This window comes from Microbacterium xerophyticum, assembly GCF_053543555.1.
This window is the reverse complement of the sequence record NZ_JBLVOB010000005.1, coordinates 70,784-90,051: the sequence shown is the minus strand read 5'-3', so window position 1 is coordinate 90,051 and position 19,268 is coordinate 70,784. Positions and strand designations below refer to the sequence as shown.

The window sequence follows — 19,268 nt, the reverse complement described above, 5'->3', positions numbered from 1 at the left end:
TGTGTCAGGTACTGGGGCTTTCCGCGATGCTCGCACGCAGGGCGTTCGCTATCGCCTCCATGTCCGTCGATGCGAGTTGCGGATACAGGGGAAGCGTCAGCGCCTGGTGATGCGCACGAGTCGTTCGGGGCAAAGCGTCGTCTTCGATGCCGAAGCGCTCGCGGAAGTAGGGCTGCAGGTGCATACCGTACGTCCCCAGCGTCGTCTCGATGTCGCGCGTGCGCATCCGACGGATGACTTCATCACGGTCGATGTCATCGTCGAGCAGCACGACGTACGACTGGAACGTGTGGGAAGTGCCGGCCGGTTCCATCGGTAGGCGCACGCCCTCGATTCCTGCGAGATGCTCACTCAGCGCGGCGGCAGCGGCGCGGCGGCCCGTGACGATCTGGTCGATCTTGGTCATCTGGGCGAGGCCGATCGCTGCGTGGACGTCGCTGAGCCGGTAGTTGTAACCCGCATCGACGAACTCCATGAACAGCTCTCCGCGTTTCGCGCCGTGCGCGCGGAGAACCGCGACGCGCTCGGCGATGGCGTCATCATTCGTCGTGATCATCCCGCCCTCGCCGGTCGTGATGATCTTCCGCGGGTGGAACGAGTAAACGCCGGCGGTGCCGAGAGTACCGGCATGGCGGCCGCCGTAAGTGCCGCCGAGCGCACACGCGGCATCCTCGAGAACCGGAACAGCCCGGCGAGCAGCGATCTCGTTGATCGCGTCCATATTCGCGCAGAGCCCGAAGGCGTGCACGGGCATGACCGCCGCGGTCTTCTCAGAGATCGCCGCCTCGAGAAGAGCAGGATCCATGTTGAACGTCGAATCCTCGATGTCGACGAACACAGGAATCGCTCCCTGCTGGATGACAGCGTTCGCTGTGGCAGGGAAGCTGAAAGCGGGTACCACCACCTCGTCGCCGGGCTGCACGCCCAGTGCCACCAGCGCGAGATGCAGGCCTGTCGTCGCGGAACTCACCCCGGCGGCGTGACGCGCAGCGGTGTAATCGCGGATCAGCCCTTCGAAAGCGGCCGTCTTCGGGCCCTGAGTGAGAAATCCCGATTCGATGACCTCGCGGACAGCGTCGACTTCTGCCGCTCCCGTGGACGGGATGTTGAGTCTCACGACAGCACCGATGTGTACCACTCGATCGTCTCAGCGAGAGCCTCGTCGGTGAGACGCGGCGACTGGTGACCGAGCGCGGCCTCGAGCTTGGAGACGTCGGCGAGGTGGCGTCGAACGTCACCCGGGCGCTCTGCGCGATGGATCACCGTGTGGTCTTCGTGGCCCATGATCTTGAGGATGCGTGCGAGGAGCTCGTTGATCGACGTCTCTGCTCCGGTCGCGACGTTGAGGACCTTGCCGCGGCAGTCGGCCGAGTCGTGCACCTGCGCGATGAGATCTGCGCTGTCCTTCACGAAGATGAAGTCGCGTGTCTGCTCGCCGTCGCCGAAGATCTCGATCGGCTGCCCAGCGAGAACGCGCTTGACGATAATCGGCACGATGCCCGCATAGGAGCCCGGGTTCTGGCGAGGGCCGATGTTGTTGAACGGACGGATCACGGTCGCGTCGATGCCGAAGGTCTGCACGTACGACTCGATGATGTGATCGGCGGCCGACTTGCTGGCAGCGTACGGCGTGATCGCATCGTGCGGATGCTCTTCGTTCATCGGAATGTAGCGCGCCGAGCCATATGCCTCAGAGCTGGAAACGTGCACGAGCCGCTCGATCAGGCCGCGTCGCGCGATCTCGCAGAAGGTGGTGGCGATGCCGACGTTCGTCTGAACCGTCCACGCCGGGTATGTCAGCGACGTCGGCAGGGGGATGACTGCGAGGTCGAAGACCGTGTCGATCTCATGGCTCGTGACGACGTCCTGCATCGCCGCGAGATCGGAGGCGTCGAGGCGGATGACGTCGATGTCAGGGCGTGTGTGCAGAGCCTCGGAGAGGTTCTCCTGACTGCCGAGGAAGAAATTGTCCACGACGGTGATCCGGCGGGGTTCGTCCTTGATCAGACGGTCGACCAGGTGGCTACCGATGAAGCCGGCTCCGCCGGTGACGAGAATCGATTTTGAACGAACAGACATCGGCAGTGGCACTTCCTGAAGGTGTGGGGAGACGATTCAAATGATGCGTCAGACTCGTACTAATCATAGAGACTGAAGGGATGCGCAACGTGGAGGACACTGAGAGTGACGGCGTGATGACCCCGCCGGCATGGCATGGCTTCCCGCCGAACCGCTTCAACCCGCACGCGTGGGTCGTCGGTGAGCCGCAGATCGGCGAGGGCGTGTGGATCGGTGCTTTCACCGTCATCGACGGCAGCGGTGGGCTCGAGATCGGCGATGGATGCGACGTCTCGGCCGGTGCGCAGATCTATACGCACTCAACGGTGGAGCGATGCGTGAGCGAACGCGAACGGGACATCCAGCGGGCACCGACCAAGATCGGTTCGCATGTCCACATCGGAGCGAACGCCGTGGTCCTCATGGGCGCGGACATCGGCGATCATTGTGTGGTGGCGGCTGGAGCAGTCGTCACGGAGAACACCGTCGCTCCGCCCTTCAGCGTGCTGCGTGGAGTGCCGGCACGGGTGTATCCGGATGCCGCGAAGAGGTTCCGGGGAGAGCGGGATTCATGACGTCGACCGACGGACGCGCTCGCGTCCTGATCCTCTGCTTCGACGACATCAGCATTGATCCCCGAGTGCTGAAGCAGGTGAATCGCCTCGTGCGGGACTACGACGTCACGACGTGCTCACCTGGGCCGCGGCCGCATCGCGATGTCGAACACCTGGAACTGCACCCGGATGAGGTCATCCCGCGGGGGCGCATCGGCAATCTGATCGACGACATCGCGCGAGAGCGTGAGTGGTTCACTTGGACGTATCGCCAGATCCCGTTCGTGAAGCAGACCAAGGCGCTTCTACGTGGACGCCGCTTCGACGCGGTGATCGCGAACGATGCGGAGACAGTAGGGGTCGCGATCGAATGTGTCGGCGCTGATCGGGTGCACGCCGATCTGCACGAGTTCTTTCCCGGGCTGCCGGTCGAGGACAGCATGCTCGGCCTGCGTCAACGCCGATACTGGACCTGGCTGATCGAGAAGCACGCCTCGCAGGCGCGCTCATCCACGACGGTCGGCAACGCTATCGCCCAGAGGTACGCGCAGTACGGTCTTCGGACAGGCGTGGTCACGAATGCGACGAATCTTCGGGATCTCCCCGTGCGGCCGACGTCGACTCCCATCCGGCTGGTGCACAGCGGCAATCCGTTCCGCGAACGCGGTCTCGCCGACATCATGCGCGCTGTAGCGGCCTCGAGCACCGCGATCACGCTCGATCTCTATTTGACGTATAACCCTCCAGCAGATCGCGAGCAGCTTTCCGCGCTCGCAGCACGACTGGGCGAGCGCATCACGGTCCACGAACCGGTCACACAGGATGTGCTCGTCGAGACGCTGAACGGTTACGACGTCGGGATCCACGTGCTGCCTCCGACGAGCGAGAACAATTCGCTGGCCCTTCCGAACAAGTTCTTCGACTTCGTGCAGGCCAGGCTCGGGGTCATCGTCGGTCCATCGATCGAGATGGCGAATCTGGTGAGGGAGCATGAACTGGGCGAGGTCACGGAGACGTTCGACGAATCCGCGATCCGCGAGGCGTTGGATGGATTAACCCGGGAGCTGGTGGACCGCTACAAAGATGCCTCCGATCGTGCTGCGCCGATGCTCTCGGCGGAGTCGCAAGTCGAGACCTGGGCGGAATCGATTGCCGCGATCATCTCAGCAGACGGTGCGGCCGCGCGCTGACGCGCTGAGCCTGGTATCCGTAGAGTGGGTCCTCGTGAAGATTCTCAGTGTGGTGGGTGCGCGTCCTCAGTTCGTGAAGCTTGCCCCGATTCATAAGGCGGCGAGGGCTGCCGGCGTGGAGCATGTGATCGTGCATACCGGCCAGCACTATGACCCGATGTTGTCGGATGTGTTCTTCGAAGACCTGGGCATCGGCATACCTGATGTGCATCTGGGCGTGGGCAGCGGTTCGCATGGCGTGCAGACAGGTGCGATGCTTGCTGCGCTGGATGCCGTGTTCGATGAGCACCGTCCGGACTGGGTTCTGGTGTACGGGGACACGAATTCGACGCTCGCGGCGACGTTGAGCGCTGTGAAGATGCATATCCCGGTCGCGCATCTGGAGGCGGGGTTGCGCAGCTTCAACCGGCGGATGCCGGAAGAGCACAATCGAGTGATGACGGATCATGCCGCGGATCTGTTGCTCGCCCCGACGCAGGTCGCTGTGGATCATTTGGCAAGCGAGGGGTTGGCAGCTCGGAGCATTCTGGTGGGGGATGTCATGACGGACGTGCTCTTCGAGGTGCGTGATCGACTCGCGACCGGCCCATCGCCGTTGGTGCAGGAGTTGGGGTTGACAGCGGGGGAGTACTACTTGGCGACGATTCATAGGGCGGACAACACTGATGACCAGACCCGGCTGGCGGAGGTCGCAGCCGGCCTCGCCGGCCTGGATAAGCCCGTGATCCTGCTGGCACACCCGCGAGTGGTGGCGAGAGCGGCCTCTCATGGGATCGAGTTGACCCAGGGGTCGTTGGTGGCGCATGCACCGTTGGCATATCCAGAGCTGATCGCGGCGGCGTTGTCTTCGGCGGGAATCGTGACCGACTCGGGTGGCCTGCAGAAGGAGGCGTTCCTGCTCCGCGTGCCATGCACGACCGTGCGGACTGAGACGGAATGGGTCGAAACGATCGACCTCGGGTGGAACGTGCTGGCGAACACGGCGGATGAGATTGCCGCTGGAGTCACTCGGGCTCGACCGGTGAACTCGGACGCTGCACCGTATGGCGACGGTCATGCAGCGACGCGTGTGATCTCGCAGCTCGCGGAAAACAGGTGATGACGTGAAGACCGTATCGTCGAGAATCGACTGGGTTGACGCTGCGAAGACGCTGGCGATCATCTTGGTCGTCGTGTATCACGTCTCCGGGTGGGTGTTCGACCTCGTCTTCGCTGGTCGTGTGCCGGGCTGGACGAATCCGTGGCGCCAATTGAGTGACCTGCTCATCCCAGTGCGGATCCCGCTGTTCTTCCTCATCTCAGGAGTACTCGCGCATCGGGCGGTGCAACGTCCATGGAGAACTCTGTTGCGCACCCGTATAAGTGATCTTCTGTGGCCCTTTGCGGTGTGGTCCGTCCTCATCGCGCCGCTCTGGTTCGTGCGCCTGGAAGCGACTGGAGTCGATGGCTTCGGATACGTCCTGGGTGGGATCGCGTTCGGGGGAACACATTTGTGGTTCCTGACGGCGCTCGCGCTCTTCCTTGTCGTGGGTAAGGCCACATCTCGTGTGCCGAGATCGACTCTGGTGGTCGCAGCCTGTCTGGCGTTCGTGCTTCGGTATCCGGTGTCTGCGTGGTTGAGTCCGGATCTACCCCAGGCGCTGACCGACAACATCGGCCGCTGGATGATCTTCTTGTTCTGGTTCCTCCTGGGATGTTCTGCCCGGAAGGCAGTGTTCTGGGTGGCAGCTCGGCCCTGGTGGTTCGCGATCGGCGGCACGGCGGTAGTGGTCCTGGTGGCGACGACCGGAACAGCGATCCCCGGAGAGTTGCGGGTTCCTGTCCTGGCATTCGCCGGGGTCGCGGCGCTGGTGGCGTGGAGCGTGGTCGCCGTTCGAGTTCCCGTCGTTGCGCGACTCAGCCGGTATCTCGCGGCGAGAACGCTCGCGATCTATGTCGGTCACGCATTCCTGCTCGAGGCGCTGGCACTCGGCGTGTTGGTGCTGCGCAGGTTCGAAGCGGATCAGGTTTTTGAAATCACAGTCCTCGCCATCGTCTTCGTCCCTGTGGTGACAGCACTGCTCGTCTTCGTCACGACATGGTTCTACGATCGCTGCACGCGAAGCAGGTTCGCGTGGGTGTTCCAACCGCCGTGGCAGATGCAGCGCGATACCACCGGCGCTGCAGATCACCCACGAAGCTGATGGCAGATGCCGTCGTAGGGCCCTCGGCGCGCGAAGTCGTCGGCGCACTCATGCAGGCATAAACTGGAGTCCATGCGCATCGCCGTCGTGGCCCTGGGAAAGATCGGGCTCCCTCTCGCCGTCCAGTTCGCCGGATCCGGCCACGATGTGGTCGGCGTTGACGTGAACTCCGACATCGTGGCCGCCATCAATGCGGGTCAGGAGCCGTTTCCCGGAGAGGCTGAGCTGGGAGATCGCCTCACTTCGGCGCTCGCGCAAGGGCGACTGCATGCGACTACCGACTACGCCGAGGCGATCCCGGGCGCGGACGCCGTCGTGGTCGTCGTGCCGCTGTTCGTGAACGAGAAGACGGCTGAACCGGAGTACGGCTGGATGGATGACGCGACGAAGTCGCTGGCTCAGCATCTCACCCCGGGAACGCTCGTCTCCTACGAGACGACGCTTCCTGTCGGAATCACACGCGGACGCTGGAAGCCGATGATCGAGCAGATCTCCGGTCTGTCCGAAGGCGACGACTTCCACGTGGTGTTCTCGCCGGAGCGGGTGTACTCGGGCCGTATCTTCGCTGACCTGCGCAAGTATCCGAAACTCGTAGGAGCGCTTTCCGAGCCGGGCGCCAGGCGCGCCATCGAGTTCTACGAGAGCGTGTTGCAGTTCGATGAGCGTTCAGACCTGCCTCGAGCCAACGGAGTCTGGGATCTCGGCAGCGCGGAGGCGGCCGAGATGGCCAAACTGGCAGAGACCACGTATCGGGACGTGAACATCGGACTCGCCAATCAGTTCGCCCTCTTCTCCGCTGAGCACGGCATCGATGTGCACCAGGTGATCGAGGCCTGCAACTCGCAGCCGTTCAGTCACATCCACCGCCCCGGCATCGCGGTCGGGGGCCACTGCATACCGGTGTATCCGAAGCTGTATCTCTCGACGGACCCCGATGCGAGTATCGTACGCACCGCCCGCGAACTGAACGAGTCGATGCCGGAACACCTCGTCGCCCGAGCCGCCGCGACACTGGGCTCGCTCGACGGACTGCGTGCAGTAGTCCTCGGTGCCTCGTATCGTGGCGGTGTGAAGGAGACGGCATTCTCCGGAGTGTTCCCCACGGTCGCCGCGCTTGAGGCGCATGGTGCGAAGGTGTCGGTCCACGATCCCCTGTATGACGACGACGAACTGAGAAGAATCGGATTCGTCCCGTACACACTGGGAGACGGCATCGATCTCGCAGTACTTCACACCGATCACGCGGCTTACCGCGAGCTCACGCCGGATCAGCTGCCCGGTATTCGGCTACTCGTGGACGGACGGGCAGCAACCGACTCTGAGCGCTGGGTGGGCACGCCCCGTCTGGTAGTCGGCGTGGGCGTCTGAACGGTCGCCTCCTGCGACACAGCATCCGCTCAGGCTGAGCCCGGGCCGCCGATACGATGGGTGTCATGGATCTTCTCGTCGTAGGCTCGGGTTTCTTCGGCCTCACCATCGCTGAGCGCGCCGCGGATGCCGGCCGCAAGGTCACCGTCATCGAACGCCGCCCGCACATCGGCGGCAACGCCTACAGCGAGGCGGACCCGGAGACCGGGATCGAGGTGCACCGCTACGGAGCGCACCTCTTCCACACCTCGAACGCGACCGTGTGGGAGTACGTCAACCGATTCACGACGTTCACGAACTACGTGCACAAGGTCTACACCAACCACAAGAGCGTCGTGTACCCGATGCCGGTGAACCTCGGCACGATCAATCAGTTCTTCCAGGCCGCTTACTCACCCGACGAGGCTCGCGCCCTCATCAAGGAGCAGGCGGGGGAGTACGACGTCAAGTCGGCGCAGAACTTCGAGGAGAAGGGGATCGCTCTCGTCGGACGTCCGCTGTTCGAAGCCTTCTTCCGCGACTACACGGCGAAGCAGTGGCAGACCGATCCCCACAAGCTGTCCGGTGACATCGTCAGCCGCCTCCCCGTGCGCTACAACTACGACAACCGTTACTTCAGCGACACGTGGGAGGGCCTGCCGACAGGCGGGTACACCGCATGGCTCGAGCGGATGGCGGATCACCCGAACATCGAAGTCAAGCTCGACGTCGATTTCTTCGACGAGTCGCAGCCGCTGAACCGCAAGGCTCTCGTGGGGCAGGTGCCGATCGTCTACACCGGCCCCGTCGACCGGTACTTCGACTACGCCGAGGGCGAGCTCAGCTGGCGCACGCTCGACTTCGAGCGCGAGGTGCTGAACATCGGCGACTTCCAGGGCACCCCGGTCATGAACTACCCGGACATGGACGTGCCCTTCACACGCATCCATGAGTTCAAGCACTTCCACCCGGAGCGCAAGGACGTGTATCCGGACGACAAGACGGTCATCATGCGCGAGTTCTCCCGCTTCGCGGAGAAGGCCGATGAGCCGTACTACCCGGTGAACACGCCCTCGGACCGCGACGGTCTCCTGTCGTACCGAGAGCTGCAGAAGGGTGAGAAGGACGTCCACTTCGGCGGGCGCCTCGGCACCTACCAGTATCTGGACATGCACATGGCCATCGGCTCGGCGCTGACCATGTGGAACAACACCCTCGCCTAAACTCGGAACCGTGAGTCACGCTGCTGTCGGGGCGCCGGGTACGCCCCGGCGGTATCTGCATTCTTTGTGGCTGCTGTCGGCGCGCGATCTGAAGGTCCGCTACGCGACGAGCTTCCTCGGCTACCTGTGGTCGGTGCTCGATCCCCTCGTGATGAGCGCGATCTACTGGTTCGTGTTCACGCAGGTGTTCCAGCGCGACGTCGGCGAAGACCCGTACATCGTCTTCCTCATCAGCGCCCTGCTGCCCTGGGTCTGGTTCAACTCGTCGGTGTCAGACTTCACCAAGGCGTTCAAGAAGGACTCGCGACTCGTCCGCTCGACGAACATCCCGCGATCGATCTGGGTGAACCGGATCGTGCTGAGTAAGGGGATGGAGTTTCTTTTCTCTCTCCCGGTACTCGTCCTCTTCGCGATATTCTCGCCTGGAACGGAGTTCGGCTGGGGAATCCTGTGGTTCCCTGTCGCCGTGGTGCTGCAGGTGATCCTGCTGGTCGGGCTCGGCATGCTCGTCGCCCCGCTGTGCGCCCTGTACGCCGATCTGGAGCGCACGACCGGCCTGATCCTGCGGGCACTGTTCTATGCGACCCCGATCATCTACAGCGTGTCCAACCTGCCCGGCCCTTTCGAGACGATCGGCTCGTTCAACCCGCTCGCCGGCATTTTCACGCTGTATCGGATGGCGTTCTTCCCTGATCAGTGGCATCTGGACACCGTCCTCATCGGTGCAGTGATGACTCTGGCGATCTTCGTGTTGGGGCAGTGGGTGTTCCGCACACTCGAACGACCAGTTCTGAAGGAGCTGTGATGGCTGCAGCGATAGAGGTGCGCGGACTTGGCGTCCAGTTCCGCCGCAACAGGCGCGGTCGGCGCAGCTTCAAAGACCTGTTCGCCAGCGCTTCACGGCGCACGCGTCCAGGGGAGTTCTGGGCGCTGCGCGACGTCTCCTTCGACGTGCAGCCCGGCGAGTCCATCGGCGTCGTCGGTCGCAACGGACAGGGCAAATCGACGCTGTTGCGTCTCGTTGCCGGCGTGCTTCTGCCCGACGAGGGCTCTGTTGCTGTCAACGGTGGCGTCGCGCCACTCATCGAGCTCACGGGCGGGTTCGTAGGCGATCTGACAGTGCGTGAGAATGTGCGCCTCACCGCTGGTCTGCACGGCATGACGAAGTCTGAGATCACGAGCCGTTATGACGACATGATCGCCTTCGCCGAGCTCGAGGAATTCCAGGAGACCCCGTACAAGCACCTCTCGAACGGCATGAAGGTACGTCTCGCCTTCTCCGTCGTCTCGCAGCTCGATGAGCCGATACTGCTGGTCGACGAAGTACTCGCCGTGGGGGACAAGGCATTCCGAGACAAGTGCTACAAGCGCATCGACGAACTGCTCGCCGACGGCCGAACGCTGTTCTTCGTCAGCCACAACGAGCGCGACCTGCGTAGGTTCTGCACACGCGGCCTTTATCTGAACAAGGGTGCTCTCGTGCTGGATGCCGGCATCAACGAGGTTCTCGATCGGTACAACCGGGATTCGATGCCGTCGGCATAGGCGCCGACGGCGGGACGCATGTGTTTCGTGCGCAGCCCCGGCTCAGAGGCCGACGAGCGCTCGGAGCCTCTGCAACGAAGTGGTGGCCGAATCGAGCGCGCTCTGCGTCCCCGAGCCGCTTTCGAACGCGCCACGGAGCTCACCGAGTCGCTTGCTGTAGTCGCCCGCGGCCGAATACCACTCCGACGAGATGGAACTCGGCGCTGCTGCACCCGAGAGGTGGCCCGCGTCCTGCTGCAGTGTCTCGATCACCTGGATGGCGTCGTGGCCGCTCGACTCCGAGACGATCCGAAGCCCCGTCGCGGCGTCGTCCAGCCGAGGCTGGACCTGAGCGGCGAACGTGGGGACATCAGGATCCGGCACCGGAGGCGGAGTCGTCTCAGGCTCCTCCGGCGGTGCGACCGTCGGAGGAGGTGAGGTGGGCGGAGGTGTCGCCGTCGCCGTCGGCGTCACGGTCGGCGTAGGACTGGGGCTTGCCGAATCCGTTGGTGTGGGCGTCGGTTCCGGTTCGCCGCCACGGGGCAGCAGGAAGAACAGCAGTGTGGCGACGATGGCCAGAGCCAGTACGGACAATCCCACGATCAGCCAGATGCGACGCTTGTTGCTCTTCTTCGGCTCGGGGAAGATCCACTCGGCGCGGGGCTGCTGCTCGTCGCTCATCATTTCTCCAGTGCCGGCATCGGCGTCCAGCCGCGGTCGCGGGCGATCTTGCCTCCGTCGCGGATGCCTCGGAACAGATTGCTCGTGCCCCGTACCGTGCGCTCGACGAAGAGCAGTCGGATGAGTTCCTTGAAGAACGTCGCCGTGGTTCCCAATCCGAACAGGACAGGATTGTAGACGCCGTGCACGCGGTAGTACTTCTTGATGAACGCGCGATTGCGCATGATGTAGTAGCGGTACGCGTTGCTCGACGCATTCATGTGGCGAACGCCCATGTCCCACTGCTTGATCTCGCGAGTGCGGCGCAGCACGAACTCGTTCACGATGACGGCGGTCGTCAGCCGCGAGGCGAGCCAGCCGTACATCTGGTCATCCCAGTAGATGAAGAAGCGAGGGTCAGGCAAACCGATCTGCGTGACGATGGAGCGGTGGATGAACATCCCCTCGAAGCATCCGCTGTTCATCTCCTTGAACCCTGACGCGTCGAACCCTGCCGGTGCGAACGGGATCGGAATGCCCATCCGCTCAGCGATGCGATACTGCCAGTAGAACTCGCTGCCGTCGTAGTCGTAGCGCCGACCCTGGATGCTCTTGAAACGAGGAGCCCATTTGCCCATGCGTGCCAGGCCGTCGGGCAGGACCTCGACGTCGTCGTCCATCATCCAGATCCACTCGGAGCCGAGCTCGTACGCCGTGCGCATGCCTTCGCTGAACCCGCCGGACCCACCGGTGTTGGTCTCCAACTTGCGGTACACGATCTCAGTCCCGATGCGCGCACGGAAGGAATCGACGACTTCAGTGGTGTCGTCGGCGGATGCGTTGTCGATGATCACGACATGTCCGGGCTTCGGGTCCATGACCGCGATGCTCTCGAGCAGCCGGGTGAGCAGATGCGAGCGGTTGTAGGTGACGATGACGATCGTCGCCGACGCGGGGGCGAATGCAGCGGGCGCCGCGGTCATGCCTTCTCCTCGAAGATCTGCTGCCAAGACTGGGGGGAGACGAGTTCAGGAAGCGCCTCCCGGTATTGCTTCTGCAGCTCTGGCCAGCGCCGTTGGAGTTCGGCGTGCAGACGGATCGTGTCGCGCAGCATCTGCCGGTACTTCTTGCGATCGCGCGTGTAGATGTTCTTGCCTGATCCGTCAGCAGCGCTCACCAGCGCGCTGTCGAACGCGGGCACCCGCCACCAGTGCGCGTCCTCCTTGCCGAACTCGACCTCGGGCTGAGCGACGTTCGCCGGACTCGGCTTGTGCACCCAATGAGCGACCAGAGTCGTGAGAGTGAACAGCCGGAGCTTCGCGCCGGTCGGATTGTCGAGATCGTTCTTCGAAAGCTGCTTGTACACCTGTCGTCCGCGCCTGGAATGCAGCACAGTCGACGGATCACGATGCACCACCGTCTCGGGGTAGTCGGTGGCGAGTGCGCGAGCGCGCGGCATCGCCGTCGCCAGATTCTCCTGCATGTGGGCCGGTCCTGAGAGCACGTCGCGCAGTGCTTGGGCGCGCAGCGCGACCGGGTAGTACTGCATCATCATCAGATGCTTGAGGTCGACACGGCGGCTGTGCCGCAGCAGGCGGCCACCACGCGGGACCTCGGAGTGCAGCAGCCCGGCGACGATGCGGTTGCGAGCGTGGAAGTAGGCCTGCCAGTCGATCGAATCGTCCTTGTTGACCCACGACACGTGCCAGAGCGCGACGCCGGGCATCGAGACCGTCGGAAAACCGGCTTCGCCAGCGCGGAGGCAGAACTCCGCATCGTCCCACTTGATGAACGCGGGCAACGAGAGTCCGACCTTGCGGATCGCGTCGAGCGGGATGAGGCACATCCACCACCCGTTGTAGTCCGCGTCCATGCGCATGTGCAGCAGCTTCGACTGACGCAGGTTCGATGCGCCGAAATCGTGCGGCATCTTCTCCTGGTAGAGATTGCGCCACATGAACGGGCTGCGGTCCACGACCTCGGCCCAACCGTGCAGCTTGGGGCGGTCGAGCAGATCGAACATGTGCCCGCCGACGAGAACCGGATTGGTCGCGAACTGGCCGAACACGATCGAACGTCGGACGGATTCCGGCTCGAGCCGCACATCGTCGTCGAGCAGCTGCACGAAGTCGCTCTCCGGTCGTTTCAGCGTCTCGTGCATCGCGCGGGCGAAACCGCCGGAGCCACCGAGATTCGGTTGCCTGATGACCTGCAGCGTGTCGCCGAGTGCACGTGCGACCTCGCCGTAGCCCTCTTGTTCTGCGACGAGCTGCGTGCCTTGATCGATGAGGAAGATCCGGTCGACGAACTCGAGCGCGTCCGGTGATGCTGCGAGTGCCTGGAGGGTCTCGACGCAGTAGTCGGGCTTGTTGTAGGTCGTGATGCCGAGCGAGGCCTTCCCGATGCGTGTCGGTTCCTGCTCCGTCGTCCATTCCGCACCTTCGAGGATCGCGGACTTCTCGTCGGCGACGATGTCGAACCAGATCCACCCGCCGTCGCTGTACTGCGTGAGGGCGAGGTCGAAGGATGTCGTCGCGTCGCCGGTGACCTCACTCGTGTCCACTCGCTGGCGCACCCCGGAACCGTTCGAGCGGTACACGAGGATCGTGGCGGGTCCCTTGGTCCGCACGGTGAGACGCACCTGGCGCACGCTCGTCCAGTGCTGCCAGTACGACGCGGGGAACGCATTGAAGTACGTGCCGAGCGAGACGCGTCGTCCGGCGACGATACGCGCGCTGTGGCGGCTCAGGATGTTGCCCAGATGCGCGCGATTCGAGACCCGGACGGGCTCCTCATCGATCACGGACCAGGTCTCGGGATCGGCATACAGCGGGAGGAGGTCGGGGTCGCGGTCGAGGGGGAAGACGACATTCTGCAGGACGTGGGTCACGGGCGAGATCTCCGGGATTGCTTCGCCCCGCCCGGATGGGCGCTCGGCTGTTCAGCGGGCACCGAGTAGCCTACCTTCAGGTCATGTGGAACCCCGCAGAGCGCGCCCATCCTCCTGTGACAGGACGTCGGTCTACTATGGGCTCGATGAAAGCTCTGATCACCGGCGGCGCCGGCTACATCGGTTCGACGGTCGCAACGGCCTGTCTGGAGGCGGGTATCGAGACAGTGATCCTCGATGACTTATCCGCGGGTCGCAAAGAATTCGGCGAGGGACGGAACCTCTACGTCGGGGACATCGCCGATGGAGAACTCCTTAGGCAGATCGTTGCCGACCACCCCGACATAGATGTCGTCGTCCACTGTGCCGCGAAGATCGTCGTGCCGGAGTCGGTTGCCGATCCGCTTGGCTACTACGACACGAATGTCGGCAAGACCATCGTCCTGCTCGCCAATCTCCGCGCAGTCGGGATCAGCCGCGTCGTCTTCAGCTCGTCGGCGGCGGTCTACTTCGGTGACGGTGGAGAGGGCGTCGACGAAACGGCACCGCTTGCGCCGTCGAGTCCTTACGCCACGACCAAGGCGATGGTCGAGAGTATCCTTGCCGATACCGCTCGGGCCGGGGATATGAGAGCCATCGCCTTGCGTTATTTCAACCCCATCGGCGCAGATCCGCGCCTTCGCACCGGCCTCCAGAATCCGACGCCCTCACACGCACTGGGCAAGATCATGCAGGCGCGAGCCGCCGGCGTCCCATTCACAATCACCGGTACTGACTGGCCTACCCGTGACGGATCCGGTCTTCGTGACTACATCCACGTGTGGGACCTCGCCCTCGCTCACGTCGCGGCTGTCGAGCGCTTCGACGAGGTCGCCACGACATCTGACCCCATTCAGATCATCAATGTCGGCACTGGCGACGGTGTCACTGTTCGTGAGCTCGTCGCAGCGTTCGAACGTGTCACCGGGCAACCGCTGCCGGTCATCGACGTCGATCGGCGGCTCGGAGACCAGGCAGGAGCCTACGCGGTCGTCGACCGTGCCGCTTCTGTGCTCGGATGGCGATCGGAGCGATCGCTCGATGACGGCGTGCGTGATGCGCTCGCGTGGGCCGAGAAGCTCCGTTCGCTGGGCTGAGCGGGTCCGGCGCCGCGTCACTCCTGCGGACGAAGCGTCGGGACCGCGCCGGTGGTCGCCGCGTCGATGTTCTCGCGCCAGGATCGTGATTGTCCTGCGCGCAGCGCGCACAGCACGAGCATGAACCAGCCGGCCCCGGCGAGCGTGAAGCTCTCGAACATCGAGTCGACCGCGAGCGTGACGAGCACGAGCGGCGTCCACGCGTACACGACCGAATGGCGCACGCTGGCCACCAGCCACGACCTGATCAGCGCGACCCCTCCCAGGATCAGGAACAGTAGGAATCCGGCGATGCCGAGCTGGAGCAGGACGTCGAAGAACGCGTTCAGCGCCGTCTGATGCTGGTCGTCGAGCAGGTAGTTGATGTAGGTGAACGGGTACTCGCCGCGCTGCCACGGACCGAACCAGCCCCACCCCTGAAGAGGCCTGATCGCCACGAAGTCGAGGATCTTGTTCCACAGGTCGGCGCGGATCGAGAAGTCAGACCCTGCGCCCATCCAGGCGATGATCGGATGCCGGAACGCGAAGGCGACGGCGAGCGACGTGACGGCGAGAGCGCCCAATGTCCACTGCACGAGGTTGCGGTGCGCTGCCGGCGTGTGGCGCACGATCGTCAGCGCTGCGGTCACGACGCCGACGGCGACAGCGAGCACCAGCACGGTCGGAGACGCCGACACGAGCGCGAGGAACCCGGCGAGTGCGATCGACGGGATCGCGACAGGAGCGATCACCGACTGCGTTCGCCACTCGATGAAGAAGGTGATCAGCGCGATCACCGCGACGAAGCCGAGCATGTTGCGCGTGCCGAAGATGCCCTGCACGGGCCCGCCGAGCGCCAGGTTCCCCTCGATCTGGAGGAACGCGATCGGCACGTCGAGCAGGATGCCGGAGAGGATCTCCAAACCCAGCGAGACGAGCAGCAGAGCGCGCAGGGCATCGCCGATCGCGCGAACCGTCTGCAGCGTGTCGCGGATGTGCCCGATCGTGATGGCGATGATCGCGAAACCGAAGGTCCACAGCCACCCGACGAGCGTGTCTGAGCGGTCCGTCGTCCAGATCACACTCGCGAGCGCCAGCGCGAGGAAGGCGAACAACGACGTGGGGGCGATCCGCAGCAGTGAGAGCTCCTCGCGCCGCACGAACAGGATCGCGACCCCGAGCACGCACAGCAGCACGATGATCGTCGCGTAACTGGTCGCCGACGTCATCCGCTCGATCGCGAATGAGCCGAACGTGGCGGTGAGCGCCACCAGGGTGTAGGCGCGCGCCATCTCGACGGAGCCGAGCAGTCGGCCGAGTCCATCCTGCGCGGGGGTCACGGTATGCGCCGAGCCCTGCTGCCTCGCTCGGTGACTCGAGACTGCTCACTGAGCCCCACACCGACCAACGGCACCGATTTGATCTTGAAGGAGAAGAGCACCAGCATCAGCCACCCCCAGAGCATGATCGGGGTGGACTCCGCGAGCCCCTGCACCAGCAGGATGACGGTGAACAGCAGCGGCAGCAGCGTCAACGGCGAATACGGCCGGTCGGCGCGGAGATTCCAGCGCGGGCGATCGGCGGCGAAGAACCATGCACGCCAGAGCAGCCCGAGATACGCGGCGGCCATCAGCACGACGCCGACCACGCCGAGCTGCATCAGAACATCGAGCCACATGTTGTGCGCATGGAACACCGTGATGCCGTGGTCGATGATCCATCCGTCGAAGGCCGGGTCGGTGGGGATCCACGGACTCGAGAAACCGTTGCCGAACACAGGATGCGTTCCGGCGCGCTCGAGCACCTTCGTCCAGATGACGTCCGTGCGGCCGGTGAGGTCCGCGCTGCGTCCGAGGAGCTCGAACAGCGGCCTGTGGAAGACGATGACCGCGGCCACCACGACCGCGACGGCACCACCGCAGATCGCGTAGATCCGGGCGCGCGCGGCCGGCGTGCGCGCCCGCCTGATCAGCAGCGCCACCATCAGCACGACGGCCGCGGCCAGCGCGCAGACGTACGTGGTCGCCGACGACGCTCTGAACAGCATGTACGCCGCCAGCACCATCCACATCACGAGTGTCGTGCGCCAGCGCGCGCGCAATGCGAAGCGCACACCGAAGGTGACGATCGCGAACAGGCTGATGATCGCGAGCACGTTCGAGTTGCCGACGATCCCCTGGATGCGGTCGCCGTCGAGGAGGTTATTGCGCACCCAGTACCAGTGCGGGTCGATGTCGCCGTCCGGAAGAGTCAGGAAGTTCGGCAGCAGGGGGCCGTGCAGCACCAATGACACCCACAGCTCGAGCGCGAGCGAGAGGCCGAGGATCCACTTGAACGCCGAGGCGAGCGCCCGTACGATCTCGTGCCAGCTGAAGGCATGCGCGATCAGCAGGGCGTTCACCGTGACGGCGGCGAGCAGCAGCCAGGTCAGTGCAGTGGGCAATCGCCACTGCGACCACGCCACGGACACCAGGGCCAACGCCACGTACCCGAGCGCCGACCACGGCAGACGCCGCCAGGGGAACGGGTGCGGTTCGGCTCGCGCGATCATCGGGATGCCGATCGCCAGCGCCGCCAGCGTGAGCAGGATCATGACCGCACCGGCGCCGTAGACGCCGACGAGGTTGTAAAGGGCGGTGTGGGCGAACGCGACGACGAAGACGAGGATCCCGTAGCCGCGCAGCAGCAACTGCCCCGTCGACTCGCGTTCCGGTGCGGTCGGCGGGGCTTTCACCGGATGTTTCGTGTACTGCGCCATCGGCTTCAGGCTACCGCGCCGGCACCGTCAGATCGCTGTGCCACGGCCGGATCGATACGCTGGCCTCATGCTGCTGAGTCTGTCGAATGCGCCCCGTGACTACGCCTGGGGGTCGACGACCCTCCTCGCTGATCTCGAGGGCCGGGAAACCACCGGCGCTCCGGAAGCCGAGGTGTGGTTCGGGGATCATCCCGGCGACCCGGCCGAGACCTCTGACGGGTCGACTCTCGACGCGGTGACGGGCGGCACTCTGCCGTATCTGCTGAAGCTGCTCGCCGCAGCCTCTCCGCTTTCGATCCAGGTGCATCCGACCATCGCGCAGGCGCAGGACGGATGGGGGAGGGAGCAGGCGCTCGCCGCGGACGATCCCGCCCGCAACTACCGTGACGCGAACCACAAGCCGGAACTCATCGTCGCACTCAGCGACCGCTTCGAGGCGCTCGGCGGGCTCCGGCCCGTGGCCGACACGCTCCGCCTTCTGGACGCATTGGACGGATCCGCCGGCGTTCGCGCGTTGCGCGAGCGCCTCGAGGGCGGCAGGGATGAGGACCTGCTGAGGGGTGCCGTGGGCTGGTTGCTCTCCGGTGACGCGCAGCGCGAGGTGGACGAGATCATCGCCGCCCTGTCCGACGCCGCATCCGACGAGTTCGCTGCCGAGCTCGCCGCAGTGCGGGCGATCGCGGGACGCTATCCGGGCGACCCAGGAGTCGTCGTGGCGCTGCTGATGAACTACATCGTGCTGAAGCGGGGCGAGGCGATCTTCCTGCGCGCCGGTCTCCTGCACGCGTACGTCTCCGGTCTGGGCGTCGAGATCATGGCGGCCAGCGACAACGTGCTGCGTGGGGGACTGACGCCGAAGCACATCGACGTGCCGGAACTGCTCTCGGTGCTCGACACGACTCCCGAATCGGTGCCAGTGCTCCAGCCTTCATCCGGTGCGGTGACTTCCTACCCGATCGATGTGCCGGACTTCGCGCTGCGGCGCGTCGTGCTCACCGGTGCACCGGAGCCCCTGGAGGTCGCCGGGCCGTCGATGGTGCTCGCGACCGGGGGAGACGTCGCCGTCACCGGCGCAGACGGGGTGGCTGTGGCCGTTCCTGTCGGATCGGCTGTCTTCGCCACCGTAGACGAGACGTCGTTGACGTTGAGCGGCACAGGCGAGGCGTTCATCGCGCAGCCAGGGCGGTGAGACGCGGAGATCGCGTCGACCACGACGATCCGCATACCCGCGTCGGATCCTCTTCCGCCGACACGCCCGAGTGCGCGCTGCACTGAGTTCCACCTGACACGACACGCCGTCGACACGCCGTGAACCTTCAATCCTCGATTGAGGCTTTAGTATCCGCGACTTGACCACAGCGAATGACACGGGTGTAATTAGTTCAGCAAGGCCCGGTGGGGGGCATTCTGAAGGGCAAGGAGAGCGACATGACGGGTTACCGTTCCGACGTTCCCGAGAACTGGTTTGTTGATCCGGTCAATCTCGGGGTTCCCGGGGTCAGGCGCATCGAGCCGGACGACGACAGCACCCTGTCATGGCAGACGGATGCGCTGTGCTCGCAGACCGACCCTGAGGCGTTCTTCCCCGAGAAGGGCGGCTCGACCCGCGATGCGAAACGCATCTGCTCCTCGTGCGACGTGCGAGGAGAATGCCTCGAGTACGCACTGAACAACGACGAGCGCTTCGGCATCTGGGGCGGTCTGAGCGAGCGCGAACGCCGCAAGCTCAAGCGTCAAGCCGGCTGATCGATCACCGCTTGGCAGGC

At 64.5% G+C, this 19,268-nt stretch carries 18 protein-coding genes; 11 read left to right on the top strand and 7 right to left on the bottom strand.

What is annotated here, in order from left to right:
* Positions 1 to 4 precede the first annotated feature (4 nt).
* Both ACNPNP_RS04965 and ACNPNP_RS04960 read right to left on the bottom strand, forming a co-directional pair.
* Complete coding sequence (locus tag ACNPNP_RS04965; RefSeq protein WP_448964956.1) at positions 5 to 1,117, bottom strand: DegT/DnrJ/EryC1/StrS family aminotransferase; 1,113 nt, start codon at positions 1,115 to 1,117, stop codon at positions 5 to 7.
* A complete protein-coding gene (locus tag ACNPNP_RS04960; protein ID WP_448964955.1) occupies positions 1,114 to 2,079 on the bottom strand; it encodes a dTDP-glucose 4,6-dehydratase in 966 nt (321 codons plus the stop codon). Before ACNPNP_RS04960 ends, ACNPNP_RS04965 begins: the two co-directional genes overlap by 4 nt.
* 80 nt (positions 2,080 to 2,159) lie before the next feature.
* Here ACNPNP_RS04960 and ACNPNP_RS04955 point away from each other — a divergent pair, with 80 nt between their 5' ends.
* The 8 genes from ACNPNP_RS04955 to ACNPNP_RS04920 all read left to right on the top strand — a co-directional run bounded on the left by ACNPNP_RS04955 (position 2,160) and on the right by ACNPNP_RS04920 (position 10,100).
* Positions 2,160 to 2,633, top strand: a complete 474-nt coding sequence (locus ACNPNP_RS04955; RefSeq protein ID WP_448964954.1) for an acyltransferase — start codon at positions 2,160 to 2,162, stop codon at positions 2,631 to 2,633.
* Complete coding sequence (locus tag ACNPNP_RS04950; protein ID WP_448964953.1) at positions 2,630 to 3,802, top strand: glycosyltransferase family protein; 1,173 nt, start codon at positions 2,630 to 2,632, stop codon at positions 3,800 to 3,802. The genes ACNPNP_RS04955 and ACNPNP_RS04950 overlap by 4 nt, the downstream gene beginning before the upstream one ends.
* A gap of 34 nt (positions 3,803 to 3,836) precedes the next feature.
* Positions 3,837 to 4,901: a non-hydrolyzing UDP-N-acetylglucosamine 2-epimerase gene (gene wecB, locus ACNPNP_RS04945; protein WP_448964952.1), complete on the top strand. Its 1,065-nt coding sequence runs from the start codon at positions 3,837 to 3,839 to the stop codon at positions 4,899 to 4,901.
* 4 nt (positions 4,902 to 4,905) lie between these two features.
* A complete protein-coding gene (locus ACNPNP_RS04940; protein WP_448964951.1) occupies positions 4,906 to 5,985 on the top strand; it encodes an acyltransferase family protein in 1,080 nt (359 codons plus the stop codon).
* A gap of 72 nt (positions 5,986 to 6,057) precedes the next feature.
* Positions 6,058 to 7,353 (top strand): nucleotide sugar dehydrogenase, encoded by a 1,296-nt coding sequence (locus ACNPNP_RS04935; protein ID WP_448964950.1) that lies wholly within the window; start codon positions 6,058 to 6,060, stop codon positions 7,351 to 7,353.
* A gap of 65 nt (positions 7,354 to 7,418) precedes the next feature.
* Positions 7,419 to 8,555 carry a UDP-galactopyranose mutase gene (glf, locus tag ACNPNP_RS04930; RefSeq protein WP_448964949.1) on the top strand — a complete coding sequence of 379 codons (1,137 nt, stop codon included), beginning with the start codon at positions 7,419 to 7,421 and terminating at the stop codon, positions 8,553 to 8,555.
* A gap of 10 nt (positions 8,556 to 8,565) precedes the next feature.
* Positions 8,566 to 9,360 carry an ABC transporter permease gene (locus ACNPNP_RS04925; RefSeq protein ID WP_448964948.1) on the top strand — a complete coding sequence of 265 codons (795 nt, stop codon included), beginning with the start codon at positions 8,566 to 8,568 and terminating at the stop codon, positions 9,358 to 9,360.
* Complete coding sequence (locus tag ACNPNP_RS04920) at positions 9,360 to 10,100, top strand: ABC transporter ATP-binding protein (protein WP_448964947.1); 741 nt, start codon at positions 9,360 to 9,362, stop codon at positions 10,098 to 10,100. The genes ACNPNP_RS04925 and ACNPNP_RS04920 overlap by 1 nt, the downstream gene beginning before the upstream one ends.
* Positions 10,101 to 10,142: 42 nt before the next feature.
* Here ACNPNP_RS04920 and ACNPNP_RS04915 read toward each other — a convergent pair whose 3' ends face one another.
* The 3 genes from ACNPNP_RS04915 to ACNPNP_RS04905 are packed head-to-tail and all read right to left on the bottom strand — an operon-like array spanning position 10,143 to position 13,629.
* Positions 10,143 to 10,760 (bottom strand): hypothetical protein, encoded by a 618-nt coding sequence (locus tag ACNPNP_RS04915; protein WP_448964946.1) that lies wholly within the window; start codon positions 10,758 to 10,760, stop codon positions 10,143 to 10,145.
* A complete protein-coding gene (locus ACNPNP_RS04910; protein WP_448964945.1) occupies positions 10,760 to 11,722 on the bottom strand; it encodes a glycosyltransferase family 2 protein in 963 nt (320 codons plus the stop codon). The genes ACNPNP_RS04915 and ACNPNP_RS04910 overlap by 1 nt, the downstream gene beginning before the upstream one ends.
* Complete coding sequence (locus ACNPNP_RS04905) at positions 11,719 to 13,629, bottom strand: glycosyltransferase (RefSeq protein ID WP_448964944.1); 1,911 nt, start codon at positions 13,627 to 13,629, stop codon at positions 11,719 to 11,721. The genes ACNPNP_RS04910 and ACNPNP_RS04905 overlap by 4 nt, the downstream gene beginning before the upstream one ends.
* Positions 13,630 to 13,775: 146 nt before the next feature.
* Here ACNPNP_RS04905 and galE point away from each other — a divergent pair, with 146 nt between their 5' ends.
* Complete coding sequence (galE, locus tag ACNPNP_RS04900; RefSeq protein WP_448964943.1) at positions 13,776 to 14,765, top strand: UDP-glucose 4-epimerase GalE; 990 nt, start codon at positions 13,776 to 13,778, stop codon at positions 14,763 to 14,765.
* 17 nt (positions 14,766 to 14,782) lie between these two features.
* Here the strand turns inward: galE and ACNPNP_RS04895 are convergent, their stop codons facing one another.
* Positions 14,783 to 16,084 (bottom strand): O-antigen ligase family protein, encoded by a 1,302-nt coding sequence (locus ACNPNP_RS04895; protein ID WP_448964942.1) that lies wholly within the window; start codon positions 16,082 to 16,084, stop codon positions 14,783 to 14,785.
* Positions 16,081 to 17,502: an O-antigen ligase family protein gene (locus ACNPNP_RS04890; RefSeq protein ID WP_448964941.1), complete on the bottom strand. Its 1,422-nt coding sequence runs from the start codon at positions 17,500 to 17,502 to the stop codon at positions 16,081 to 16,083. Before ACNPNP_RS04890 ends, ACNPNP_RS04895 begins: the two co-directional genes overlap by 4 nt.
* A gap of 67 nt (positions 17,503 to 17,569) precedes the next feature.
* Between ACNPNP_RS04890 and manA the strand changes: the two genes are divergently transcribed.
* Complete coding sequence (gene manA, locus ACNPNP_RS04885) at positions 17,570 to 18,691, top strand: mannose-6-phosphate isomerase, class I (RefSeq protein WP_448964940.1); 1,122 nt, start codon at positions 17,570 to 17,572, stop codon at positions 18,689 to 18,691.
* A gap of 239 nt (positions 18,692 to 18,930) precedes the next feature.
* A complete protein-coding gene (locus ACNPNP_RS04880) occupies positions 18,931 to 19,248 on the top strand; it encodes a WhiB family transcriptional regulator (protein WP_448964939.1) in 318 nt (105 codons plus the stop codon).
* The last annotated feature ends 20 nt before the right edge of the window (positions 19,249 to 19,268 follow it).

Bases quoted from the DNA above. Each gene is read 5' to 3' on its own strand.
- ACNPNP_RS04960 (WP_448964955.1), bottom strand. From the start codon at position 2,079: ATGTCTGTTCGTTCAAAATCGATTCTCGTCACCGGCGGAGCCGGCTTC.
- ACNPNP_RS04955 (WP_448964954.1), top strand. From the start codon at position 2,160: ATGCGCAACGTGGAGGACACTGAGAGTGACGGCGTGATGACCCCGCCG.
- ACNPNP_RS04950 (WP_448964953.1), top strand. From the start codon at position 2,630: ATGACGTCGACCGACGGACGCGCTCGCGTCCTGATCCTCTGCTTCGAC.
- ACNPNP_RS04935 (WP_448964950.1), top strand. From the start codon at position 6,058: ATGCGCATCGCCGTCGTGGCCCTGGGAAAGATCGGGCTCCCTCTCGCC.
- glf (WP_448964949.1), top strand. From the start codon at position 7,419: ATGGATCTTCTCGTCGTAGGCTCGGGTTTCTTCGGCCTCACCATCGCT.
- ACNPNP_RS04920 (WP_448964947.1), top strand. From the start codon at position 9,360: ATGGCTGCAGCGATAGAGGTGCGCGGACTTGGCGTCCAGTTCCGCCGC.
- ACNPNP_RS04915 (WP_448964946.1), bottom strand. From the start codon at position 10,760: ATGAGCGACGAGCAGCAGCCCCGCGCCGAGTGGATCTTCCCCGAGCCG.
- ACNPNP_RS04910 (WP_448964945.1), bottom strand. From the start codon at position 11,722: ATGACCGCGGCGCCCGCTGCATTCGCCCCCGCGTCGGCGACGATCGTC.
- galE (WP_448964943.1), top strand. From the start codon at position 13,776: ATGAAAGCTCTGATCACCGGCGGCGCCGGCTACATCGGTTCGACGGTC.
- ACNPNP_RS04890 (WP_448964941.1), bottom strand. From the start codon at position 17,502: ATGGCGCAGTACACGAAACATCCGGTGAAAGCCCCGCCGACCGCACCG.
- manA (WP_448964940.1), top strand. From the start codon at position 17,570: ATGCTGCTGAGTCTGTCGAATGCGCCCCGTGACTACGCCTGGGGGTCG.
- ACNPNP_RS04880 (WP_448964939.1), top strand. From the start codon at position 18,931: ATGACGGGTTACCGTTCCGACGTTCCCGAGAACTGGTTTGTTGATCCG.